Source organism: Streptomyces sp. NBRC 110035 (assembly GCF_000829695.1).
Lineage (GTDB): Bacteria > Actinomycetota > Actinomycetes > Streptomycetales > Streptomycetaceae > Streptomyces.
This window is the reverse complement of record NZ_BBNN01000031.1, coordinates 87,181-107,494: the sequence shown is the minus strand read 5'-3', so window position 1 is coordinate 107,494 and position 20,314 is coordinate 87,181. Positions and strand designations below refer to the sequence as shown.

Annotated in this window: 21 protein-coding genes and 1 pseudogene; 9 read left to right on the top strand and 13 right to left on the bottom strand. The window is 73.3% G+C overall.

Annotation, left to right across the window (positions count from 1 at the left end):
* Positions 1-156: 156 nt before the first annotated feature.
* A pseudogene (locus TU30_RS34405) lies at positions 157-948 on the bottom strand (DUF4389 domain-containing protein); the annotation flags it as partial.
* 89 nt (positions 949-1,037) lie between these two features.
* On the opposite strand from TU30_RS34405, the gene TU30_RS21655 reads away from it, so the two are divergent.
* A complete protein-coding gene (locus TU30_RS21655; RefSeq protein WP_042172575.1) occupies positions 1,038-1,514 on the top strand; it encodes an SRPBCC family protein in 477 nt (158 codons plus the stop codon).
* 76 nt (positions 1,515-1,590) lie between these two features.
* On the opposite strand, the gene TU30_RS21650 is transcribed toward TU30_RS21655, so the two are convergent.
* Together TU30_RS21650 and TU30_RS36110 are read right to left on the bottom strand one after the other, a co-directional pair.
* Positions 1,591-1,833 carry a DUF6480 family protein gene (locus TU30_RS21650; RefSeq protein ID WP_042172465.1) on the bottom strand — a complete coding sequence of 81 codons (243 nt, stop codon included), beginning with the start codon at positions 1,831-1,833 and terminating at the stop codon, positions 1,591-1,593.
* A 48-nt stretch (positions 1,834-1,881) separates the two neighbouring features.
* Positions 1,882-2,034, bottom strand: a complete 153-nt coding sequence (locus tag TU30_RS36110) for a CBS domain-containing protein (RefSeq protein WP_141713746.1) — start codon at positions 2,032-2,034, stop codon at positions 1,882-1,884.
* A 209-nt stretch (positions 2,035-2,243) separates the two neighbouring features.
* Between TU30_RS36110 and TU30_RS21645 the strand changes: the two genes are divergently transcribed.
* Both TU30_RS21645 and TU30_RS21640 read left to right on the top strand, forming a co-directional pair.
* Positions 2,244-3,254, top strand: a complete 1,011-nt coding sequence (locus TU30_RS21645; protein WP_042172463.1) for a hypothetical protein — start codon at positions 2,244-2,246, stop codon at positions 3,252-3,254.
* A gap of 598 nt (positions 3,255-3,852) precedes the next feature.
* Positions 3,853-4,431, top strand: a complete 579-nt coding sequence (locus TU30_RS21640; protein WP_042172461.1) for a Dps family protein — start codon at positions 3,853-3,855, stop codon at positions 4,429-4,431.
* A 60-nt stretch (positions 4,432-4,491) separates the two neighbouring features.
* On the opposite strand, the gene TU30_RS32965 is transcribed toward TU30_RS21640, so the two are convergent.
* The 4 genes from TU30_RS32965 to TU30_RS21620 all read right to left on the bottom strand — a co-directional run bounded on the left by TU30_RS32965 (position 4,492) and on the right by TU30_RS21620 (position 7,200).
* On the bottom strand, positions 4,492-4,917 hold the full coding sequence (locus TU30_RS32965; protein ID WP_052479877.1) for a hypothetical protein: 426 nt from the start codon (positions 4,915-4,917) through the stop codon (positions 4,492-4,494).
* A gap of 83 nt (positions 4,918-5,000) precedes the next feature.
* Entirely contained in the window at positions 5,001-5,657 is a 657-nt protein-coding gene (locus TU30_RS33240) for a class F sortase (protein WP_042172458.1), read from the bottom strand.
* Complete coding sequence (locus TU30_RS21625; RefSeq protein ID WP_042172571.1) at positions 5,650-6,486, bottom strand: DUF4397 domain-containing protein; 837 nt, start codon at positions 6,484-6,486, stop codon at positions 5,650-5,652. Before TU30_RS21625 ends, TU30_RS33240 begins: the two co-directional genes overlap by 8 nt.
* 105 nt (positions 6,487-6,591) lie before the next feature.
* Positions 6,592-7,200, bottom strand: coding sequence for a sigma-70 family RNA polymerase sigma factor (locus TU30_RS21620; protein WP_042172456.1), 609 nt, complete (start codon positions 7,198-7,200; stop codon positions 6,592-6,594).
* 165 nt (positions 7,201-7,365) lie between these two features.
* On the opposite strand from TU30_RS21620, the gene TU30_RS21615 reads away from it, so the two are divergent.
* The 6 genes from TU30_RS21615 to TU30_RS21590 all read left to right on the top strand — a co-directional run bounded on the left by TU30_RS21615 (position 7,366) and on the right by TU30_RS21590 (position 14,140).
* Complete coding sequence (locus TU30_RS21615; RefSeq protein WP_042172570.1) at positions 7,366-8,358, top strand: MerR family transcriptional regulator; 993 nt, start codon at positions 7,366-7,368, stop codon at positions 8,356-8,358.
* A gap of 219 nt (positions 8,359-8,577) precedes the next feature.
* The gene (locus TU30_RS21610; RefSeq protein WP_042172454.1) at positions 8,578-9,825 is read left to right on the top strand and encodes an NAD(P)/FAD-dependent oxidoreductase; all 1,248 of its coding nucleotides are present in this window, start codon (positions 8,578-8,580) and stop codon (positions 9,823-9,825) included.
* A 103-nt stretch (positions 9,826-9,928) separates the two neighbouring features.
* Entirely contained in the window at positions 9,929-10,639 is a 711-nt protein-coding gene (locus TU30_RS21605; RefSeq protein ID WP_042172452.1) for an SDR family oxidoreductase, read from the top strand.
* Complete coding sequence (locus tag TU30_RS21600; protein ID WP_042172450.1) at positions 10,636-11,862, top strand: lycopene cyclase family protein; 1,227 nt, start codon at positions 10,636-10,638, stop codon at positions 11,860-11,862. The genes TU30_RS21605 and TU30_RS21600 overlap by 4 nt, the downstream gene beginning before the upstream one ends.
* The gene (locus TU30_RS21595) at positions 11,859-12,590 is read left to right on the top strand and encodes a methyltransferase domain-containing protein (protein ID WP_042172449.1); all 732 of its coding nucleotides are present in this window, start codon (positions 11,859-11,861) and stop codon (positions 12,588-12,590) included. Before TU30_RS21600 ends, TU30_RS21595 begins: the two co-directional genes overlap by 4 nt.
* A gap of 50 nt (positions 12,591-12,640) precedes the next feature.
* Positions 12,641-14,140, top strand: a complete 1,500-nt coding sequence (locus TU30_RS21590; RefSeq protein ID WP_107068538.1) for an NAD(P)/FAD-dependent oxidoreductase — start codon at positions 12,641-12,643, stop codon at positions 14,138-14,140.
* Between the two features lie 91 nt (positions 14,141-14,231).
* Here TU30_RS21590 and TU30_RS21585 read toward each other — a convergent pair whose 3' ends face one another.
* The 6 genes from TU30_RS21585 to TU30_RS21565 all read right to left on the bottom strand — a co-directional run bounded on the left by TU30_RS21585 (position 14,232) and on the right by TU30_RS21565 (position 20,307).
* Positions 14,232-15,239, bottom strand: coding sequence for a DUF5914 domain-containing protein (locus TU30_RS21585; RefSeq protein ID WP_042172445.1), 1,008 nt, complete (start codon positions 15,237-15,239; stop codon positions 14,232-14,234).
* Positions 15,236-16,231: a phytoene/squalene synthase family protein gene (locus TU30_RS21580; RefSeq protein WP_042172444.1), complete on the bottom strand. Its 996-nt coding sequence runs from the start codon at positions 16,229-16,231 to the stop codon at positions 15,236-15,238. The genes TU30_RS21585 and TU30_RS21580 overlap by 4 nt, the downstream gene beginning before the upstream one ends.
* Positions 16,218-17,789 carry a phytoene desaturase family protein gene (gene crtI / locus TU30_RS21575; protein WP_042172442.1) on the bottom strand — a complete coding sequence of 524 codons (1,572 nt, stop codon included), beginning with the start codon at positions 17,787-17,789 and terminating at the stop codon, positions 16,218-16,220. Before crtI ends, TU30_RS21580 begins: the two co-directional genes overlap by 14 nt.
* The gene (locus TU30_RS21570) at positions 17,786-18,928 is read right to left on the bottom strand and encodes a polyprenyl synthetase family protein (protein ID WP_042172440.1); all 1,143 of its coding nucleotides are present in this window, start codon (positions 18,926-18,928) and stop codon (positions 17,786-17,788) included. Before TU30_RS21570 ends, crtI begins: the two co-directional genes overlap by 4 nt.
* Positions 18,929-19,098: 170 nt before the next feature.
* Positions 19,099-19,254 (bottom strand): hypothetical protein, encoded by a 156-nt coding sequence (locus TU30_RS35540; protein ID WP_199816881.1) that lies wholly within the window; start codon positions 19,252-19,254, stop codon positions 19,099-19,101.
* Positions 19,255-19,431: 177 nt separating this feature from the next.
* Positions 19,432-20,307, bottom strand: coding sequence for a PhzF family phenazine biosynthesis isomerase (locus tag TU30_RS21565; RefSeq protein WP_042172437.1), 876 nt, complete (start codon positions 20,305-20,307; stop codon positions 19,432-19,434).
* Positions 20,308-20,314 lie beyond the last annotated feature (7 nt).

Sequence of the window (20,314 nt, the reverse complement as noted above, 5' to 3'; positions counted from 1 at the left end):
GCGGCTCACGCCACGAGACCGAAAACCGCGGAGGCCGGGGCCGAGGGCGGAGTCATGCCGGCTCCGCCGGTTCGCGACCGCCCTGGTCGAGCCGGAAGGGGGATACACGTCGGTGAGCAGGGCCGCGTAGGCGGCCACGCGCAGCACCCAGCGGTTCAGCCCGAGCACCAGATCGAACAGACCGCGCGGGTAGCGCCCGGTGGCGGCCAGGGAGACGCCGGCGAACAGGGTGAGCAGCCCGATGAGACCACCGCTGAACCAGCCCACGCGGACGCCGCCGAGAAAGAAGCCCAGGACCAGGTAGTGCGGGACGGCCAGGAGCCACCACTTCACCAGGACGAGGCCGCGGGAGAGCTCTCCGGGGTACGTCAGCTCCCAGCGCGCCGGATAGCCGGGGACGTCGGCGAGCGTGAACGGCGGATAGCGGTCGGTGCCCAGAGCACCGTAGGCGTAATAGGCCACTCGCCAATTCCACCGCAGTACACCGGTGGTGAAATCGAAGAGGGGTCTCGGGTGGCGGCCGGTGAAGAGAATCGCGAAGAACGCCGCCACGCTCGCCCCCGCGAAGGCCACCCACAGGAAGACCAGGACGACGTAGTGCGGGAGGGCGAGCACCCATTTGACCAGCCACAGCCAGCGGGACAGCGGTGTGTCGAGGACCGCGGTCAGCCGGGCGGGGTGGCCGGGCCGTGGCACTCCGGGGAGGCCGCCGAGGGTGTGGAGTGCGAGCTCATGGGGACCGGTCCCTTCGGATGCCGTCGGCCGCGCCGGCCTCACCGGCGCGGAGTGGGGCGGTGCCGTAAAACGGCGCCACGCCTCACCGCGGGTTCCGGGCCCGGCCCGGGTGCCCCGAGCGCGCGCGGCCGAAACGGCGACGGAGGAAGACGGAGCGGCAGGGCGATCACACGCCGTGCCGCCCGCGGCCCACGACCTACCGGGAGAGGGCATGGGGACACGCGGCGGATCGAGGTCTTGATCCTCCGGTCCCCGGGTACCTGCGGGTCGTGCAGGTGAACGACCACACCGAGGAGGAGACGATGAGCACGGTGAAGGAAGCGGTGGACGTCGAGGTTCCCGTCCACACCGCCTACAACCAGTGGACGCAGTTCGAGGAGTTCCCGACCTTCATGGAGGGGGTGGAGGAGGTGCGGCAGCTCGACGACCGGCACAACCACTGGGTCACCAGCATCGGCGGGGTGCGGCGCGAGTTCGACACCGAGATCGTCGACCAGCTGCGGGACGACCGGATCACCTGGCGCTCCGTCGACGGCGAGACACGGCAGCGGGGATCGGTCAGGTTCGAGCGGCTGGACGACACCCGCACCAGGGTCGAGCTCACCATGGAGATCGAGCCCTCCGGAGTGGCCGAGAAGGGCGCGGACATGCTCGGTGTCATCGACCGCCGGGTCAAGGGGGACCTGCACCGCTTCAAGGACTTCATCGAGGGCGGCGGTGGCGAGACGGGTGCCTGGCGCGGACGGATCCGGCCGGAGAATCCCGGTTCCACCCTCTGAGGACCCGAGAGGCGCCCGGCAGGGGCGCCCCTCCGCTGTCACCGCCCGGCCGGCCGAGTCGCCCGGCCGGGCGGTGTCACGCGATCAGGGACACCAGCATGCCGATCAGCCCGATCACCACCAGCGCCACCACGGCCATGATCAGAACCAGCGGCACCGGCCCCCAGCCCTTGCGCAGTTCGGGCGGCTCCGGATGGGAGATGCCGTAGGTGCCTCCTTCGGCGGGTGGCGTCTCACCGGGTGGCGTCTCACCGGGTGGCGCAACGCCGCCCGGCTCTGCCCCCGGGGTTCGCCTCGGGTCGGGATCAGGAGTCGTCATGACGGGCACTCCTTTCGGGGCTCGGGTGAGGACGTGGGACGTGACGTGTCACGGGTGGGGCCGGGCGGCGCCGGTGCCGCCGGACCCCGGCGTGACCGGACAGTCGCCGCACGCGTTCGCCGCCGCGGTGGTGGTGTCCGGATCGCCGCCCTCGGCCACCGCGCGTACCACCAGGTCGCAGCCACCGGCCCGCCGGGTCACGGGACCGTCCCTCTACGGTGCGGACGGTGGATTCACCGCCGCCCGGCCCGAGTACCCGTAAACGACTGTTCCCCACGCTGTCGGCCACCCGGAAGCGGCGGGCTCGACGGCCCCGGCGTCGCACGGAGTTCCCGCCATCCGTGGAGACACTTCGGGCCGGGCGTACCGCCTCCCGTTTCGCCCGGCCCGGACGGGGTAGGGCGGGCCAGATGAGGGTCAGCGTGGTGGACGCGGGGTCGCGCACGGTCCGTCTGGTGGTCGCGGACGTGAAGGGCGGTGTTCCGTTGCCGGTGCACACCGCGAAGTGGAAGCTGCGCCTGTCCGAACGGACCGGAGCGGACGGCACCATCGGCGAAGGCGCACTGGAGCAGATGGCCGAGGCGGTGGCCGGGGCGGGGCGTACGGCGCGGCGTTGGAAGGCGGAGGAGCCACTGGCGTTCGGTACCGCCATCGTGCGCAACGCACCCAACCGCGCCGAAGTACTGCGCTTCGTGCGTCAGGAGACCGGCATACCGATGTGCACACTCTCGGGGGAGACCGAGGCCGAACTGACGTTCCTGGCAGCTCGCCGGTGGCTGGGCTGGCGCGCCGGGCCACTGGTCCTTCTCGACATCGGGGGCGGTTCACTGGAAGTGGCCTTCGGACGAGGCCGTTTACCCGAGTTCGCCGCTTCCCTCCCGCTGGGCGCGGGTCGCCTGACCCGTGAGTTCTTCCACGTCGAGGACGCGCCCGCCGAGGCCGAGCTGAAAGCTCTCCGCCGCCGGGTTCGCCATGCGCTGCGGGACGTGGCGGCCCGGATCCGATGGGAGCGCCCGACAACCGCCGTACTCACCTCCCGTACCTTCCAGCAGCTGGCCCGCCTCTGTGGCGCCGCTCCCGGACGCCACGGTCCGTTCAGCCACCGGAGCATGGAGCGCAGGGACCTTCGCGAGGCCATCGGCGTCCTCGCCGCGTTCCCGGTGGACGAACGCGCGCACCTGCCGGGCATCACCGCGCCCCGGGCCGCGCAGAGTCTGGCCGGAGCGGTGGTCGGCCACACCGCGATGAAAGTCATGGGGCTGCGCGAGGCCACGGTCTGCCCGTGGGCCATCCGCGAGGGTGTCATGCTGCGCTGCATCGAGGACGGCCCCGGCTGGTGGACGGAGATCGCCCAGGACTCCGACGCCTTCGCCGCGCAGAAGGACACTCTTCGCCTTGCCGCCGGTCCGCTGGCCGGCTGAGCCGGGGGAGGACGCGCAGAACCCCCGGTGCGGCACCGCTCGGTCCGGCGGTGTGCGGTGAACCCGCCTCCGGGCCCGCGCCTCGACGGTGGCGCGGGCCCGGCTCGCAGGAGCAGGGCGGGGGCACCGGGGACAGGGCGCCGTATGCCTCCGGTGTGCGCGGCCGGGCGGACCGGCTTCCCCCGCTTCCCCACGCGCACGAAGACCGTACGGGCACTCCGGTTGAACGCTGCCGTGCCTGGCGTCCGGGCGGAGGCGTCCGGGCAGGCCCGTCGGACCGTCCGGGGCCCGCCGTTCCACGTGCCCGTCCGGCCCGCCGGCGGCCGGAGCCTGCCCGGTCGCGCCTTCGCGGGCGGCGGCGACGTGCCGGCTATGTCCTCCGCGCGGTTTCTGCGCCCGTCCCCTTCCGCACGCGTGTCCGGCTCGCTCCTCCCGGGTGCAGGCAGGTGACACAGCGGGCCCCTCCTCTCACGTTGCCTGTGTGCGGCCTGCTCCGAACCGGTGAGATGGGAGGGGTGGGACGTGGCCGTACGCCGAGATCGCGGTGATCGGTGCTTGTCTGGTCGTCTCGGCATCCAATCGCACAAGGAGTACCGTCGTGCCGTCACAGAACGCGGACATCTCGTACACCGTGCCCGGGGTGAGCACCCAGGACAGCCGGCGCATCAGCGATTTGCTGCAGATGCGTCTGCACTCCCTCAACGACCTTCATCTGACGCTCAAGCACGTTCACTGGAACGTCGTGGGGCCGCACTTCATCGCCGTGCACGAGATGATCGACCCCCAGGTCGACAAGGTCCGTGCCATGACCGACGACCTCGCCGAGCGGATCTCCACACTCGGCGGCCAGCCCAACGGCACTCCGGGCGCACTGGTGGACCGGCGCACCTGGAACGACTACTCGATCGGCCGGGCGGAGGCGATCGAGCACCTCGGGGCCCTCGATCTGGTGTACACCGCCGTCATCAAGGACCACCGTGAGGCCATGCAGGCCACCGAGACGTCCGATCCCGTCACTCAGGACATGCTCATCGAGCAGTTGCGAGGCCTGGAACTCTTCCAGTGGTTCGTCCGTGCGCACCTGGAGTCCAGTGGTGGCGAGCTCAGCACCCGCGGTGCCACCACGGAGACCGGCGCCGCAGGTCAGGCGGCAGAACAGGCGCGCAGCCAGCCGTGAGGGCCCCGGGGGCGGCACCGGCCGGCCCGGATCACGGGCTCCCGGGGCGCCGGCCGGACGTCAGCCGCTCCTGCCGGACCGCTCCGCCGGCCGGGACCGCCTCAGCCACCGGACGACCACGGCCACGACGGAAACGGCCAGCACAAGACGAGCCGTCCGGGCGACGGCGTCCCCGGGGGCGCCGGTGCAGTGTTCGCACGCCGGTACCACGCGAAGTGTGTGGTCGGCCCCCGCGGGCGGTGGTGGGGCGGCCTCCCCCGCCAGGGACAGCTCCTGCGTGATCCGTTGCCAGACCTGCTCCGGGCGGCCGGTCGGCAGGTCCGGCTCCTCGACGCTGCGTGCGGCTGCCACGACACGTGTCATCCGGTTCAGTTCCCTCCTGCACCGGATGCATACGGCAATGTGCCGCAGGGCGCTGACGTCGTCGCTCGAAACGCCGTTCCCCAGTGCCAGTTCCACCAGGTGCGCGGGCTCGACGTGGTCCACCACAACCTCCTGTTCCCTGTGTTCCGCCTTCTGTTGTCCCGCCCGTACCGGGCGGGAGTCCGCACGCGGATGCGTGCACCCGCTCACTCCCGGACCGGCTCCGCCGTGACGACCACGTTGGCCAGGTAGCCGCCCCGGTCGGGGACGAACGGGGGCGCGCAGGTGATGAGCGTGAGAACCGGGGAACCGGTCCGGCGGAAGACGGAGGACGGAAGATCGTCCTTCGGCACCGTCGTACGCGCGACGATCCGGTAGACAGCCGGTGCGGCGTCGGCCCGGTGCACCTCCACGCGGTCTCCGGGCCGTACGCCGGAGAGTGCCGCGAACTCACCGAGGGCGCCCGAGTCGCTGTCCACGTGTCCGACGAGCACGGCCGAGCCCCGAGAGCTTCCGGGCGCCGGGCCGAAGCGGTACCACCCGGCCACGGTGGGATTCGAGGGGACCGCCAGCGCGCCCTGCCCCGTGACACCGACCGGCCGTACCGGGGCGTCGAGACCCACGTCGCGGACCAGGACGCGCCGGGGCGGCGGAAGCGGGCGCTCGGAGCGATGACCCGGATCCGGGTCCGTCGCGGTGGGACCGGGGTGCTCGGCCGGCCCGGCGGCCCGGGCCGGCACCGCAGGACCGAAATCGGACGGGGGAGCCGCCCGATCCGACGGGGAGGCCGCCAGGGTGAGGACCCCCGCCAGCGCGGAGGCCGTCACCGTGAGACCGCCGAGTCGTCGTCCCTTCTCACCCACGCCGGCCCACTGCCCGGCGTGCCATCAGGAAACCGCCGGTCAGTGTGACCATGCCGCCCGCGGCGGCCCAGGCCAGCCACTGGTCGGAGGAGTTCGCGGCGACGGCGGCGCCGTTGCCGCCCGCGTCGACGCCCTTCGGTGCCGATTCCATGCCGCTGAGCGTCTGGGTCGCCAGCGCCAGGTTCTCGTCCTCGGCGCTGCCCCAGGCGTAGACGATGCTGCTCGTGCCCTCCTCGAGGTCCAGGTCGGCCGGGCCGATCGCCACGGTGTCGGTGCCTGCCAGCACGACGTCGGCCGAAACGGTGCCGGAGTCGACCACGGTGGTGTCCTCCTTCGGGTTCTCCAGGCCCTGGAAGAGCGGCTGCCCGCCCGCCCGGACGTCCACGGCAGGCGCGGCCGCGACATGACGCACCGTGAGCCGTGTCTGGCCGGCGTCCACCTTCGAGACGTCGTTGACGAACGCCGTCAGCTGGGGCTCGCCCTCGGCGGAGAGATGGGCCGCCACGGTGGCGTTCGCCCCGGCGGGCACCTCGATCTCCTTCTCGACGGCAGGGGTGCCGTCGGGGCCCTGTCCGGCCTCGAAGACCTGGATGTCGTAGGTGCCCGCGTCGAGGGACTGCGGGTCGGTCACGGTGCCGGGCTCGAAGTCGCCGAGCAGTTCCTCGCCGTTGGCGTAGACGTCGACGGTCAGGTCGGGAACGCCGTGGAAGACCGACACCATGGCCGGGTCTTCGGCGGAGGGGGCCGCCATGGCGGGTGCGGTGACGCCGAGGGCCAGAGCGCAGGCGCCGGCCGAGGCGGCGAGAGCGAGGGGGGTTCGGGAGGTCATGAGGATCGTCCCTTCGTCGAGAGGTTCCGCCGTTTTGCGGTGTCTCATCCGTGTTTCGTGCGCGGGTGCCGTCGTGGATGCGCGGGACGGGGAATTCCTGTGCGGCTACGCGGCGGACTCGTCGGAGAGGCCCTGCTCCATCGCCTCACGCAGCCGGTGCAGGCCACGCCGGGTGTGGCTCTTCACGGTGCCCAGGGGCATTCCGGTGCGCTCGGAGATCTGGACCTGGGTCAGGTCTTCGTAGAACGCCATGCACAGCACCTCGCGCTGGTGGTGCGGCAGACGGGACAGGGCGTCGACCAGGAGCACCCGGTCCAGGACCTCGTCCGGGGCACTCACCTCCTGGCGGTGCGAACCGGCGTCGTGTGCCACCGAATCGATCACTGTGAGACGTTTCGTCCTGGCTGCCAGGGCGTCGACGATCTTCCGGCGTGTGATACCGACCAGCCAGGCGCCGAGCGGTCCCCGCTCCGGACGGAAGCCGGCCCGTCCGCGCCAGGCGCCGAGAAACACCTGCTGGGTGACGTCCTCGGCCTCGTGGGTGTCGCCGAGCGACCGGGTGGCCATGGTGTGGACGAGTGAGCCCCAGCGCAGGTAGACGGCTGCGAACGCGTTCTCGTCGGCGGCCCGCAGGCCACGGGCCAGTTCGTCCTCGTACGGGATCCTCTGCACGGCCGGGGGGTGGTCATCGGTGGATCGTGTGTTCGTGCTCATGGCACGTTCCTCCTGCCGTGGGAGCAGTGCGGGACGCAAGGCCGCCTGCGGAGCGGACCCGGCGGGCGTGTGCCGTGACCACCGGGCGCGTACCGTCCAGTCTTGTAAGCCGAAACGACACACACAACATGCGTCGGTTGTGCGTCGTAAGGTGGTCGTGTGGGCGTGAACGAGAACGATGTCGATCAGACAGAGGTGCGGCGCGAGGGCGGGCTGACCACCGGCGAGGTGGCGCGGCGTCTCGGGGTGGCACCCACCACGGTCCGGTCGTGGGACCGCCGCTACGGCCTCGGCCCCACCGCACACACCGGTGGCCGGCACCGCCGCTGGACAGCAGGGGATCTGGCACGGCTGGAGCGGATGTGTGCCCTGACGGCGACCGGGGTGCCGCCCGCCGAGGCCGCCCGCCTGGCGCTCGGCGAGGCAGGTCCGGACGCGGCCCCGCGCAAGGAGGAAGCCCTTCCCGTACCGCAGCCGGCGGTCCGCCTCGGCAGGAGGGCCGGCACCGGTCTGCGGCTGGGGGACGTGCGCCAGGAGTGCAGAGGGGTCGCCCGCGCGGCCCTGCGTCTCGACGCCGCCGCTCTCGACGAGCTGCTGAGGGCCGTGATCGAGGAGCACGGCCTGGTCACGGCATGGACGGAGGTGATCATGCCCACGCTGCAGGCGGCCGGCCGCAAGTGGGAGATCTCCGGCGAGAGGTATGTCGAGGTCGAGCACTTCCTGTCCTGGCACGTCTCGGGTGCTCTCCGGCGCCACGCGCCGCCCCTGGCCGCCGCCCGGTCCGGTGCCACCACGGTGCTCGCCTGTGTGCCCGGGGAGAACCACACACTGCCCCTGGAGGTACTGGCGGCCGCACTGGCCGAACGCGGCCTTCCCGTGCGCATGTTCGGCGGTGCGCTGCCCGTCGAGTCACTCGTGACCGCCGTACGCAGGACCGGACCGGCCGCGGTGGGGCTGTGGGCGCAGTCCCGGACCACGGCGAGCCGACCGCTGGCCCAGCATGTCGCCGCGATCGAGTGGGGTGTGCGCGGAGCCCGCCGGAGGCCGCTGGTCCTGACACTCGGGCCCGGCTGGGCCGGGCAGACCGTGTCGGGATCGCCGCATCCGCCGGGGCTGGCGGAGGCTGTCGCGGCGGTGGAGTCGGTCGTGCTCAGGTGACGTGGCTCAGCCTGTCGGGTAGGTGATCGCGGTGGCGCCTGGTCTCATCGGAGGGAACGTGCTCGGGTGGACTTCGTGAGCGTCCGGTCAGGGCGCCCGTGAACGACGCACCGCGAACGACGCGTCCCGTGCCGCAGGGCGCGCCGCAGGGCGAATGCCCACCCCGTTCGTACAGAGGTTCGCGTCCAGGACATCGAAGGACGTCGAAGGAAGAGGAACATGACCACTCAACACGGTCGGAGCCCTGACACGGTCGTCGTCGGAGCGGGTCTCGCCGGTCTGGCCTGCGCTCTGGACCTGTGCCGCGCCGGGCGGCGTGTGGCGCTGCTGGAGGCGTCCGACGGTGTGGGAGGCCGGATGCGCACGGACCGGCGCGAGGGTTTCCTGCTGGACCGGGGATTCCAGGTGTTCAACACCTCGTATCCGCAGGTGAAACGGCGTCTGGACCTGCGGAGTCTGCGGCTGAGGCCGTTCACTCCGGGCATCGTCGCGCACACTTCGACGGGGCCCGTGCACCTCTGCGACCCGACCCGGCGGCCGAAGGCGGCGGGGGCGCTGCTGCCCGGGAGGGTCCTGCCGGCCCGTGACCTGGCCGCGCTGGCCGCACTCACCGCGCGGGACGCCCTCCTGCCCGCCCGCTCCCTCGCACACCGTCCGGACCGCTCCACCGCCGCCGCCCTGACCCGCGCCGGGCTGTCGGCCGCGACGGTCACCGGGATCATGCGCCCGTTCCTGTCCGGCGTCTTCCTGGAGGACCGGATGGAGACCTCGGCGCGCTTCTTCCATCTGGTCTGGCGGAGCATGGTCAGGGGAACGCTCTGCCTGCCCGCCGACGGCATCGGCGCCGTACCCGCCCGACTGGCTGCCGCCCTCCCCGAGGGCGTGCTCCGGCTGGAGACGCCCGTCGCCGGGGTCACCGCCTCGGGGGTGCTCCTGGCGGACGGCAGCGAACTGCCGGCCACGACCGTCGTGGTGGCGACGGAGGCCGCTGCCGCGGCCCGACTGCTGCCGGGCCTGGCCGTGCCGTACGGCCGTACGGTCACCACGTACTACCACGCCGCAGCGCGCACCCCGCTGGCCGAGCCGACCCTGATCGTGGACGCCACCGGCGGAGTGCTGAACACCTGTGTGCTGACCGAGGTCACTCCCACCTACGCGCCGTCCGGCACCGTGCTGGTCTCCAGCTCCGTACTGGGCGGGGACCGGCCCGGGGCGGGTGAGGCCGTGCTCCGGCGCCTGGCCGAGTTGTACGGCACGGACACGAGCGGCTGGCACCAGATCGCCGTGTACACCGTCGAGGGGGCACTGCCCGCGATGGAACCGCCCTGGCCGCTGAGCCGCCCCACGCGGTTCGCCCCGGGCCGGTACGTCTGCGGAGACCACCGGGCGACCGGTTCGGTGCAGGGCGCGCTGGCCTCGGGCACGCGGGCCGCCCGGGAGGTGCTCCGCGCCCCGGCGCGCGGTTGACGGCCGGCCGGACCGTTTCCACCGCATCCAGCGGCGGCCGGTTCGCGGAACACACGGTGGAGAAGCAGAGCTGGTGACCTGCCCCTGCGATCGGGAGCGAGACGTGAACCTCAACGGCGCGCGCGTGCTGGTGGCCGGCGCCACCGGCGTCCTCGGCCAAGCCCTCACCGCCGAACTGGCCGGCAGGGGAGCGCGCCCGGCCCTCGCCGGCCGCGACCCGGCCCGCCTGGCCCGGGCCGCCCAGGCGTACCCGGACGCCCCGACCCTCCTGTTCGACGCCTACGACCCCGCGTCCTGCGCCCGCGCCGTTCACGGCGCAGCGGCCGAACCGGGCGGGCTGGACGCCGTCGTGACGGCCTTCGGATCGGTTGCCTTCGGCCGGGCGCAGGAGACCGGCGACGAAATCGCGGAGTACCTGATGGCGGTCAACGTCCTCGCCCCCGCCGCCTTCTTCCGCGCCGCGCTCGCCGTCATGGAACCCGGCTCTGTGATCGCCGCCGTCACCGGCGTGGTCGCGGAGCGCCCGCAGCCGGGTATGGCCGACTACAGCGCCTCCAAAGCCGCGCTGAGCGCCTGGCTCGGCGCTGCGCGCCGCGAGGCGCGCAGCGCCGGCATCCGGGTCCTGGACATCCGGCCCGGCCATCTGGACACCGGCTTCGCGGACCGGTCCGTCGCGGGCACGGCCCCGCCGATGCCCGCAGGGGGCGACCCCCGCCAGGTCGTCGCAGCCGTCGCCGACGCGATGGAAGCGGACGCCGAGCTGCTGCGCACGGCTGCGGACGGGACACTCCTCGTCGAACGGCGCGCCAGGTGAACCGACCTTCCGACGCACCCGGTGAGACGTCCGACGTGGTCATCGTCGGCGGTGGCGCGTCCGGGCTCAGCCTCGCGCACCGGCTGGCGGCGACCGGTACCCCCGCCACCGTCACCCTGGTGGAGGCACCGGACGGTCCGCGCCGGCCCTCCGAGCGGACCTGGTGCTACTGGGATCAGGACACAGACGACCACGACGAGGCGGTCAGCGCCTCCTGGTCCCTGCTGCGCGTCCACGGTGCCGACGGCGACGCGATCACCCTGGACCCCACTCCGCTGCGCTACCGCATGCTCCGGTCCACGGAGTTCGAACGGCTGGTGCACTCCGTGCTGGCACGCTCCCCCGGCACACGCGTCCTGCGCGCGACGGCGGACACGGTACGCAACACGGCCCACGGAGCGGAGGTCCGCTGCACGACCCCCGACGGCCGCACGCTGACACTGCGCGCCCGCCACGTGTTCGACTCCCGCCCGCGGCGCCCCCTGCCACCGGCCCGGACACAGCTGATGCAGCACTTCCGCGGCTGGTTCGTGCGCACGGACGTGGACCGGTTCGATCCCGCTGTGGCCGACCTGATGGACTTCCGGGTACCGCAGCCGCGCCATGGGCTCGCCTTCGGCTACGTACTGCCGCTGGCGCCGGACCGGGCGCTCGTCGAGTACACCGAGTTCTCCCGCACCCCGCTGACCACGGAGGAGTACGACGCGGCGCTGGCCGACTACAGCCGCGACGTCCTGAGGCTCGGCGCGCTCGCAGTGGAGTCGACGGAGCAGGGCGTCATTCCCATGACGGACGCGCGCTTCGCCCGCCGGACCGGCCCCGCCGTCTTCCGGATCGGGACCGCGGGCGGCGCGACCCGCCCGGCGACCGGCTACACCTTCGCGGCCGTGCAGCGGCAGAGCCGGGCCATCGCCGCCGCCCTGCGCGACGGACGGGCGATCGTACCCCCACCGCACGGGCGGCGGGCACTGGCCATGGACGCGGTGCTGCTACGGGCCCTGGACGCGGGCCGGATCGACGGCCCGGACTTCTTCACCGGCCTCTTCCGCCGCATCCCGCCGGAACGTCTGCTGCGGTTCCTGGACGGGGCAACCTCTCCCTGGGAGGAGTGGGGCATCGGCCTGCGCACCCCCGTCGGCCCCATGCTGCGGACCGCCGTCGAACTCCCCTTCCTGCCCCGCCGATCCCATCCCGACCCACGAACCGGAGACAGGCACCGATGACACTGCTGCGCGACCACGATCTGGCCCGCGCCTTCGACCACGCCTCGCGCACCTACGACCGCCTCACGGCCCTCAACCCCGGTTACCGCACCGACCTCCTGCGTTCAGCGCGGCGGCTCCGCCTGCCCCGGGCCGGCGCCGGTCTGCACGTTCTCGACCTCGGTTGCGGCACCGGCGCCTCCACCCAGGCCCTGCTGCGGGCCGCGCCCCGCGCCCGGATCACGGCAGTCGACGCCTCGTCCGGCATGCTGCGGCGCGCACGGGCCAAACCCTGGCCGGCCCGAGTGCGCTTCCAGCACCTGACGGCCGAGGAGATGGCCAGGGAAGAGAAGGAGCCGTACGACGCGGTCTTCGCCGCCTACCTGTTTCGCAACGTCACCGACCCGGACGCTGTCCTGACATCCGTCCGGTCCCTGCTGCGACCGGGCGGCCGGCTCGCCGTCCACGAGTACAGCCTCAGCGGCTCGGCCGCACACCGGGCCCTGTGGACGACCGTGTGCCAGGGGATGATCATCCCCGCGGGAGCGCTCAGCGGCAACGGCGCCCTCTACCGGCACCTGTGGCGAAGCGTCATCGACTTCGACACCGTCCCCGCCTTCACCGCACGTCTGACGTCCACCGGGTTCACCGACGTGCGTGCCGTACCCGTCGCCGGGTGGCAGACCGGCATCGTGCACACCTTCCTGGCCCGCAACGGTGCGGCCGCGGCGGCGGAGTACGCCCAGTGACCGCCCCCCGCCGCGCGGCTCGACGAGGGCGCGACCGCAAGGCCGAGATCATGATGCCCGCGCCGGGCCGGGCCCGGTTCGCCCCCGGCGACGCTCCGTCCGTGGCCGTGGCCGGGGGAGGTATCGCCGGTCTCGCCGCGGCCACGCTGCTCGCCGAACGGGGCGCCCGCGTGACCCTCTACGAACGGGAGGACTCGCTCGGCGGCCGTCTCGCGGGCTGGCGCACCCGCCTCGCCGACGGTTCCGGGGCGACCATGAGCCGCGGCTTCCATGCCTTCTTCCGCCAGTACTACAACCTGCGTGGCCTCCTGCGGCGGACCGATCCAGGTCTCGACCGTCTCCGGCCGCTGCCCGACTACCCGCTGCGGCACAGCGGCGGGCTGACCGACAGCTTCGCCCGCGTCCCGCGCACACCACCGTTCAGCGCCCTCGGGTTCGTCGCCCTCAGCCCCACCTTCGGCTGGCGCGACCTCGGCGCCATGGACGCACGGGCCGCGCTGCCCCTGCTCGACGTCCGCGTGCCCGAGGTCTACGAACGCTTCGACTCGATCAGCGCGACCCGTTTCCTGGAGCGGGTCCGCTTCCCCGAAGCCGCGCACCATCTCGCGTTCGAGGTGTTCTCGCGCAGCTTCTTCGCCGACCCGCGCGAACTGTCCGCCGCCGAACTGCTGCTGATGTTCCACATCTACTTCCTCGGCTCCGCCGAGGGCCTGCTCTTCGACGTGCCGAGCGAACCCTTTCCCCAGGCACTGTGGGAGCCGCTCGGCGACTACCTCCAGCGCCTCGGAGTCGACATCCGCAGCGGTACACCCGTGCGCGGCGTCCACCCCCGCGACGGCGGGGGTGTCCAGGTGCGGACCGAGACCGGTACCGACCTGCACGAGGCGGCCGTTCTCGCCCTCGACCCCGGAGCGCTGAAGGGGGTCGTCGCGGCGTCACCCGGCCTGGGCACCCCCGCCTGGCGCGACGACGTCGCCGCCCTCGCCACCGCCCCGCCCTTCCTCGTCTCCCGGCTCTGGCTGGACCGGCCGGTGGCCACCGACCGCCCCGGGTTCCTCGGCACCAGCGGATACGACGGCCTCGACAACATCAGCGTCCTGGAACGCTACGAGGGCGAGGCCGCCCGCTGGGCCGCCCGGACCGGCGGCTCGGTGGTGGAACTGCACGCCTACGCCGTCGCCACCGACGCGAAGCCGGACACGGTGCAAAACCGCCTCCTCGACAGCCTGCGCCAGGTCTACCCGGAAACACGGAGCGCGCGGATCCTGGACGCCCGGCACGAGTGGCGTTCCGACTGCCCGCTCTTTCCGGTCGGCTCCCACGCCCGGCGGCCCACCGTGCTGACACCTCACCCCCGGGTGACCCTGGCCGGTGACGCGATCGGCTGCGACCTTCCGGTGGCCCTGATGGAACGCGCCGCCACCACCGGCTTCCTGGCGGCCGGCGCCCTTCTCGCCGACTGGGGTGTCCGGGGCCAGGTGCTGTGGACGGTTCCCCGGGCGGGCCGTTCACCCACGCTGCGGGTGATCGGCGCGCTCGCCGGGACCTGAGTCCGCAGCGCGGGCTCCGTCCCGGTACGGCGGCGCGACGTCGCCGGAACACGGTGGCCGGCGCCCGGGTGAGCCCGGCCACCGGCCGTGTTCACCCCGGGAAGCGCCCGGTGCTGCGCAGCCTCCAACGCCGCTCGGCATAGGCCAGATCGTCACGCCACAGCCGGGCGGCCGTCCGGCGCATCAGCGGGCGCAGCGCGGGCGCGGCGGCCCGTGCCAGGGCGAAGCCCCGCCGGTCCGAGGCGGCGACGACCGCCTCGATCACCGCGGTCCGCGGCCGCTCGTCCGCCTCGCCGGTCAGCGGCGTGGCATGCGTCTCCACCACGGACGTGGCCCCCTCACCCTCGGTGATGTGCATGACGACGGTGCGCGGCTCCGGAGCGGTGAACTCCGCCCGGACCGGCACCACCAGACGGTCGGTCACCCGGAAGGAGACATCGACGACGAAGACGTCGTCCTCCTCGCCCCGTGGCGGCCGGGCCACCGTCAGGTCCACGAACGAGTAGGGATGGAACCAGGAACCGTGCCACGGGTCGAGCCGGTTGGCGACCACGTCCTGCGGTTCGCACCGCCCGACCGCGGTGAACACGGCGTCCACCGCGCTGCCCGCCACCGGCCGTACCGGCACGAAGGGGCGCTCCGACGGCTCTTCGCCGCCGACCGGGTCGAGGCGGACCCACACCAGTACGCCGTCGTCGTGCACCGGGTACGGATCCCAGCCGGCGAACGGCCCGCCGTCCAGGGCCAGTCCGTGCCAGTGACACACCAACTCCCCGCAGACCACCCGGCTGTCCCGCAGGGGTGCACCGAGGTGCGGGCAGGTGCCCGGTCCCGCGCGCAGCTCTCCCGCGTCCGACCGCCACACCACGACCTCGACGCCGCCCACCGTACGGCCGTACGGCGGACCACCGGCGCGCACGTCCCGGGAGGCACCCACGACGAACCAGTTGCCGGACGGACGGGCGGACGCCCGCTTCAACGCGTCGGCGATCAGCGCCGGGCGCGCCTCCCGCCAGGTCGGGGTCTGTGCCGCCCAGCGCGACCGGCGACGTCGCCGCAACGGTGGTGTCCAGCCGGCCCGGTCCGTTCGGTCGCTCACTGCACGGGTCCTTTCCTCCGGAGTGCCGCGTCGCCCGCCCGGGGCATCGCGTGTGAGGCGCGGGTGCGCCACCGCGCGCCGGCGATCTGCACGACTCCTGCGGCGGCCCTCGCCGCACGACGTCCCCGCGACACCACCGCACGACGGTGCAGCACCGCGTACCCCTGATCCGCGATCGCGTCGAGGATGCCGCCGTAGAGCGTGAACGCGGTGCGGATACAGGGGCGCGTCCGCGGGTCGAGCATGGCGATACCGGGTTCCGCCGCCCGGTACACCTTTCGCGTCATGGCCTCGGCGGCGACGAGTGCCGCGCGGATGCGCGGGTCGTGACGCCCGGTGCGGCGGCTCCACTCCAGCAGCGGACGGTCCACGCCGTGTGCGGCGAGCAGGTCCGCCGGCAGGTAGACGCGGCCCCGGTCCAGGTCCTCTCCCACGTCCCGCAGGAAGTTGGTGAGCTGGAACGCCTCCCCCAGGGCCGCCGCGTGCGGCGCCGCCTCCTCCCGGGGCACGACCGTGCCCAGCACCGGCAGCATCTGCAGCCCGATCACCGCGGCCGAGCCGTGCATGTAGGCCCGCAGGTCGCCGTAGGTCGGATAGTCCGTGACGTGCAGGTCACTGAGCATCGAGCCCAGGAAGTCGGCGAACAGCACGTGCTCGATGCCGTACCGGCCGGCGGTGTCGGCCACGGCACGGACCACGGGCTCGTCCCCGCCACCGGTGCGCAGCCCGTGCGCCAGGTCGTCCTCCAGGCGCCGCAGCAGCCGGTCCCGTTCCTGTGGCGTCCGGCGCCCGTCGAGGTCGTCCACGATGTCGTCCGCCCAGCGGGCGAAGCCGTACAGGGCGTGCACTGCGGACCGGCGTTCCACGGGGAGAAGACGGGTGGCCAGGAAGTAGGTCCGGCCGTGCCGGGCGTTGAGCCGCCGGCACTCGGTGTAGGCGGCGCGCAGGGCGGGATCGGCGATTCCGGCGGCGTCCAGTTCACGACGGGTCATGGACACCTTCCGAGGCCGAGGCGACGGCACGGGTGGAGCCCGGCGCCGGACGGGCGCGGGCGGCACCACGGTTTCGGAGGCCGCCGGTGACGCGTGCGGCGGCCAGCTTGCCGCTGATGAGCACCGTCGGCACGCCGACACCCGGGGTGGTGCCGCAGCCGGCCAGCACGACGTTCTCGAGGCCGCGCACCAGATTGCGCGGCCGGAACGGGCCGGTCTGGGCGAAGGTGTGGGAGACCGAGAAGGGGCTGCCCGCCGCATGCCCCTGTGCCGTCCAGTCCAGCGGGGTCACCAGCATTTCCTCCTGGACACTGCCGGCGAACCCCTCCAGGCCCCGCCGCTCCAGCTCGGCGACCAGGCTGTCGCGGTAGCGCGGCCCCAGGTCCCGCCAGGCGGCGGCGGAGGGACCGACATCGGTGTTCGGGCAGGGAGCCAGTACGTAGTGCAGGTGCCTGCCGGACGGCGCCATGTCCGGATCGTGCGCCGTCGGCCGGGTGATCAGCAGGGACGGGTCGCTCATCACCTGCCCCTTGACGGTCAACTCGTCGAAAGTACGTTCCCAGGCCGTACCGAAGGACAGGGTGTGGTGGGCGAGGCCGGGCCAGGTGCGGTCGGTCCCGGCGTGCAGGATCACGGCGGACGGTGAGTGACGCAGTCGTACCGGGCGGCGCGGGGCGCGTCCCAGCAGCCGGTGAGCAGTGGGCAGCTCGCAGGTCAGCACGACCGCGTCGCACGGGATCCGCTCGCCCGACGCGAGCCGCACGGCACGTACACGCCCGGCCGAGCGGTCCAGCGCGGTCGCCTCGGCCGACCAGCGGAACGCGGCACCCGCGCCGGCTGCCGCGTCCGCCATGCCGCGAGGCAGCGCGTGCATGCCGCCCTTGGGGAACCAGACGCCGGCCACGGTGTCCATGTAGGCGATCACCGCATAGGCGGCGAGGGCCCGTGCGGGCGCGACACCGGCGTACAGGGCCTGGAAGGAGAAGACCCGGCGCAGACGCTCGTCGGACAGGAAGCGGCCGATGCGCCTGTCCAGCCGTCCGAACCCGCCCAGCGCCGCCAGACGGGCCAGGTCCGGGTGCAGAAGCCGGAAGGGCGAGTCGAAGTTCGTGTCGATGAAGCGCCGCATCTGGGCCCGGTACAGCTGCTCCAGCCACTCCCGCAGCCCACGGTAGCCCGCCGCCTCGGCCGGCCCCGCGAACCGCCGCACCTCAGCCTCCATCGCCTCGCTGTCGGTGTGGACGTCGAGCGACGTTCCGTCCGCGAAACACGCCCGGTAAGCCGGGTGGAGCGCCATCAGCTCGACGTGGCGGGAGAGGCTGTCGCCCACGGCGGCGAAGGCCTCGTCGGCCAGGTGCGGCATGGTCAGCACCGTGGGGCCGGTGTCCACCTCGTAGCCGCCGAGGCGTACGCGGCCGGCCCGGCCGCCCGGTCCGGAGTCCCGTTCGACGACCGTCACCCTGCGGCCGGCGCCCAGCAGATGCAGGGCACATGCGAGGCCGGACAGTCCTGCACCCACCACGACGACGTGATCCGTCGGCCCCGGTACCGTTCTCACGCGGCCTCCCCGGCACGCTCCAGCGCGACGCCCGAAGCCCGTGCGACCAGCACGGTGAAGTCCCGCCGTACGGCGGACTCGGCGCCGGTTCTCGCGAAGTGCCCCAGGCTCGTCGTCGCCAGCTCCGAGATCCTTCTCTCCACGGCGGCCCGTGCCCCGGTCCGTTCCAGTGCCGCCCGCATCCGTTCCACGCTCTCGTCCGACCGGGAGACCGTGCCGGGGGCGAGTGCTTCGGCGGCCCTCTCGTCACCAGAGGCGTCGGCGAGCCCCAGACCGACCGCGAGCAGGTAGGTGAGCTTGCGCGTCCGCAGGTCGTCGCCGGCCGGCTTGCCCGTCAGGGCCGAGTCGCCGAAGGCGCCGAGGAGGTCGTCGCGGAGCTGGAAGGCCAGACCCGCACACCGTCCGGCGGAGCGCAGCGCGTCCAGGGCGTGGGCCTGCGCGCCGGCCAGGGACGCGCCCAGGGCCAGGGGGCGCTCCACCGTGTACAGGGCGCTCTTGAGCGTGGCGATGCTCAAGGCCTCGTCGACGCAGGACGACCCGGACGCCTGGGCGTGGATGTCCCGGTACTGCCCGGCGACCATCTCGCCGCGCATGGCCCGCCACTCGTGGTGCAGCCGCAGGCCGTGCGGGGAGCCGAGTGCCGTCTCGGTGAGCAGGTCGTCCGCCCAGGCCAGTGCCAGATCGCCGGCCAGCACCGCGGCGGAGGTCGCGAACGCCTCGGGTGAACCGTTCATGCGTGCGGCGCGGTGCATGCGGGCGAGGTCCACGTGCACCGCCGGCGCGCCCCGGCGCAGTGATGACCCGTCCATCACGTCGTCGTGTATGAGAGCGCATGCCTGGACGAGTTCGAGGGCCGCGCCGGTGCGCAGTACCGCCGTTGCGTCGCCCGAACCGCCTGCGGCCCGCCACCCGCACCACGCGAACGCCGTACGCAGCCGCTTCCCGCCCCGCCGGACGAACGCGGTGACCCGGCCGGCGACATCGCGGGCGAAGACCGGATCCACGTCACGGGCCCGGCGCATCCCTTCGTCGAGGACGTGCTCGAGTTCCGCCTCGACGGCCTGGACGGCGTCGAGGGCGGTGAGCGGACCGCTGACGGGCCCAACCGGTTCGGCCGCAGTGGGCCGCAGTTCAAGCATGCACAACCCTTTCTCACTCTCGGTCACCTGCACACCAGTGCTTCCGCGGAGTGCCCCGGTGCGGATGCGCTGATTCCTGCCCGGTGCGGAGCCTGTCCTGGATGACTGTCACTCCGTTGGTGTAGCGGTGGGGGCGTCCCCCGGCGGACGGCAGGGTTCCTGACGGCGGCTCACCCGGGCCACGCGGAGTCCCGGACGACGTCGACGAAGCCGGTACGGCGGAATCCGGGGACGAAGTGCTCCAGGACGTTCGCCTTCACCGTGCCGAAGCCGGTGTCCGGGCGGGCCTGGCCGGCACCGTCCGTACCGGCGGTCTTCTCACTCATGGCTGCCTCCTCGGCGGCGGTGGAACCGTCGGCTCCTGCACCATCCGTCCCCCGAGGGCGCCCGCGTGTGCCACCGGTTGGCCGAAAAACCCTCGAAACGGTCATCCGCGCCGCGGAGCGTGTCACTCGCCGGGGGCCGTGCCGGGGAGTGCCGGCACTCCCCGGCACGGCCGGGCCTCAGCCGATGCGAGCTCCCGCACCGCCGACCCGGACGCGCGGATCACCCGCGCGCAGCGTCACCGTGAGCTCGCCAGGACGGCCCAGGTCCTGGCCCTGGTGCAGGGTGAGGACGGCGTCCTCGGGGACCAGGCCCAGCTCACGGGCGTACGCACCGAACGCGGCGGCCGCGGCGCCGGTCGCCGGGTCCTCGACGACGCCGCCGACGGGGAAGGGGTCACGGACGTGGAAGACGGTGGCCGACTCACGCCACACCAACTGGAGCGTGGTCAGGTCCCAGCGGTGCATCAGGGCTTCCAGGCGCGCGAAGTCGTACGCGAGATCGGCGAGACGGGCGCGCGTGGCCGCCGCGAGGACGAGATGCCGGGCGCCGGCGAAGGCGATACGGGGCGGGAAGCCGGGGTCGAGATCGGTGGCCGGCCAGCGGAGCGCGGCGAGCGCCTCGGCGAGAGTGCCGTCGTCGACCCCCTCGATGTGCGGCTCGACACTGGTGAGCGTGGCCCTGACCGTTCCGCCCTCCTCGGCCACCTCCACCGGCACGGTGCCCGCGCGCGTCGCGAACACCAACTCCCCGGGGCCTGTCCGCTCGGCGAGTGCGACGGCGGTCGCGACGGTGGCGTGCCCGCAGAACGGCACCTCGGCCCGGGGGCTGAAGTAGCGGATGCCGTACGTCCGGCCCTTCCGGCCGTCGAGGCCCTCCGGAGGCGCGGTCAGGAACGCGGACTCCGAGTATCCGAGGCCGGCGGCGATGGCCAGCATGTCGCTGTCGTCCAGGCCGGTGGCGTCCAGAACGACACCGGCGGGGTTTCCGCCGTCGGGGGTGCTCGAGAAGGCGGTGTATCGCAATACCTCGGGCCGCGGCGCATTCTTCGTCATGCTCGCG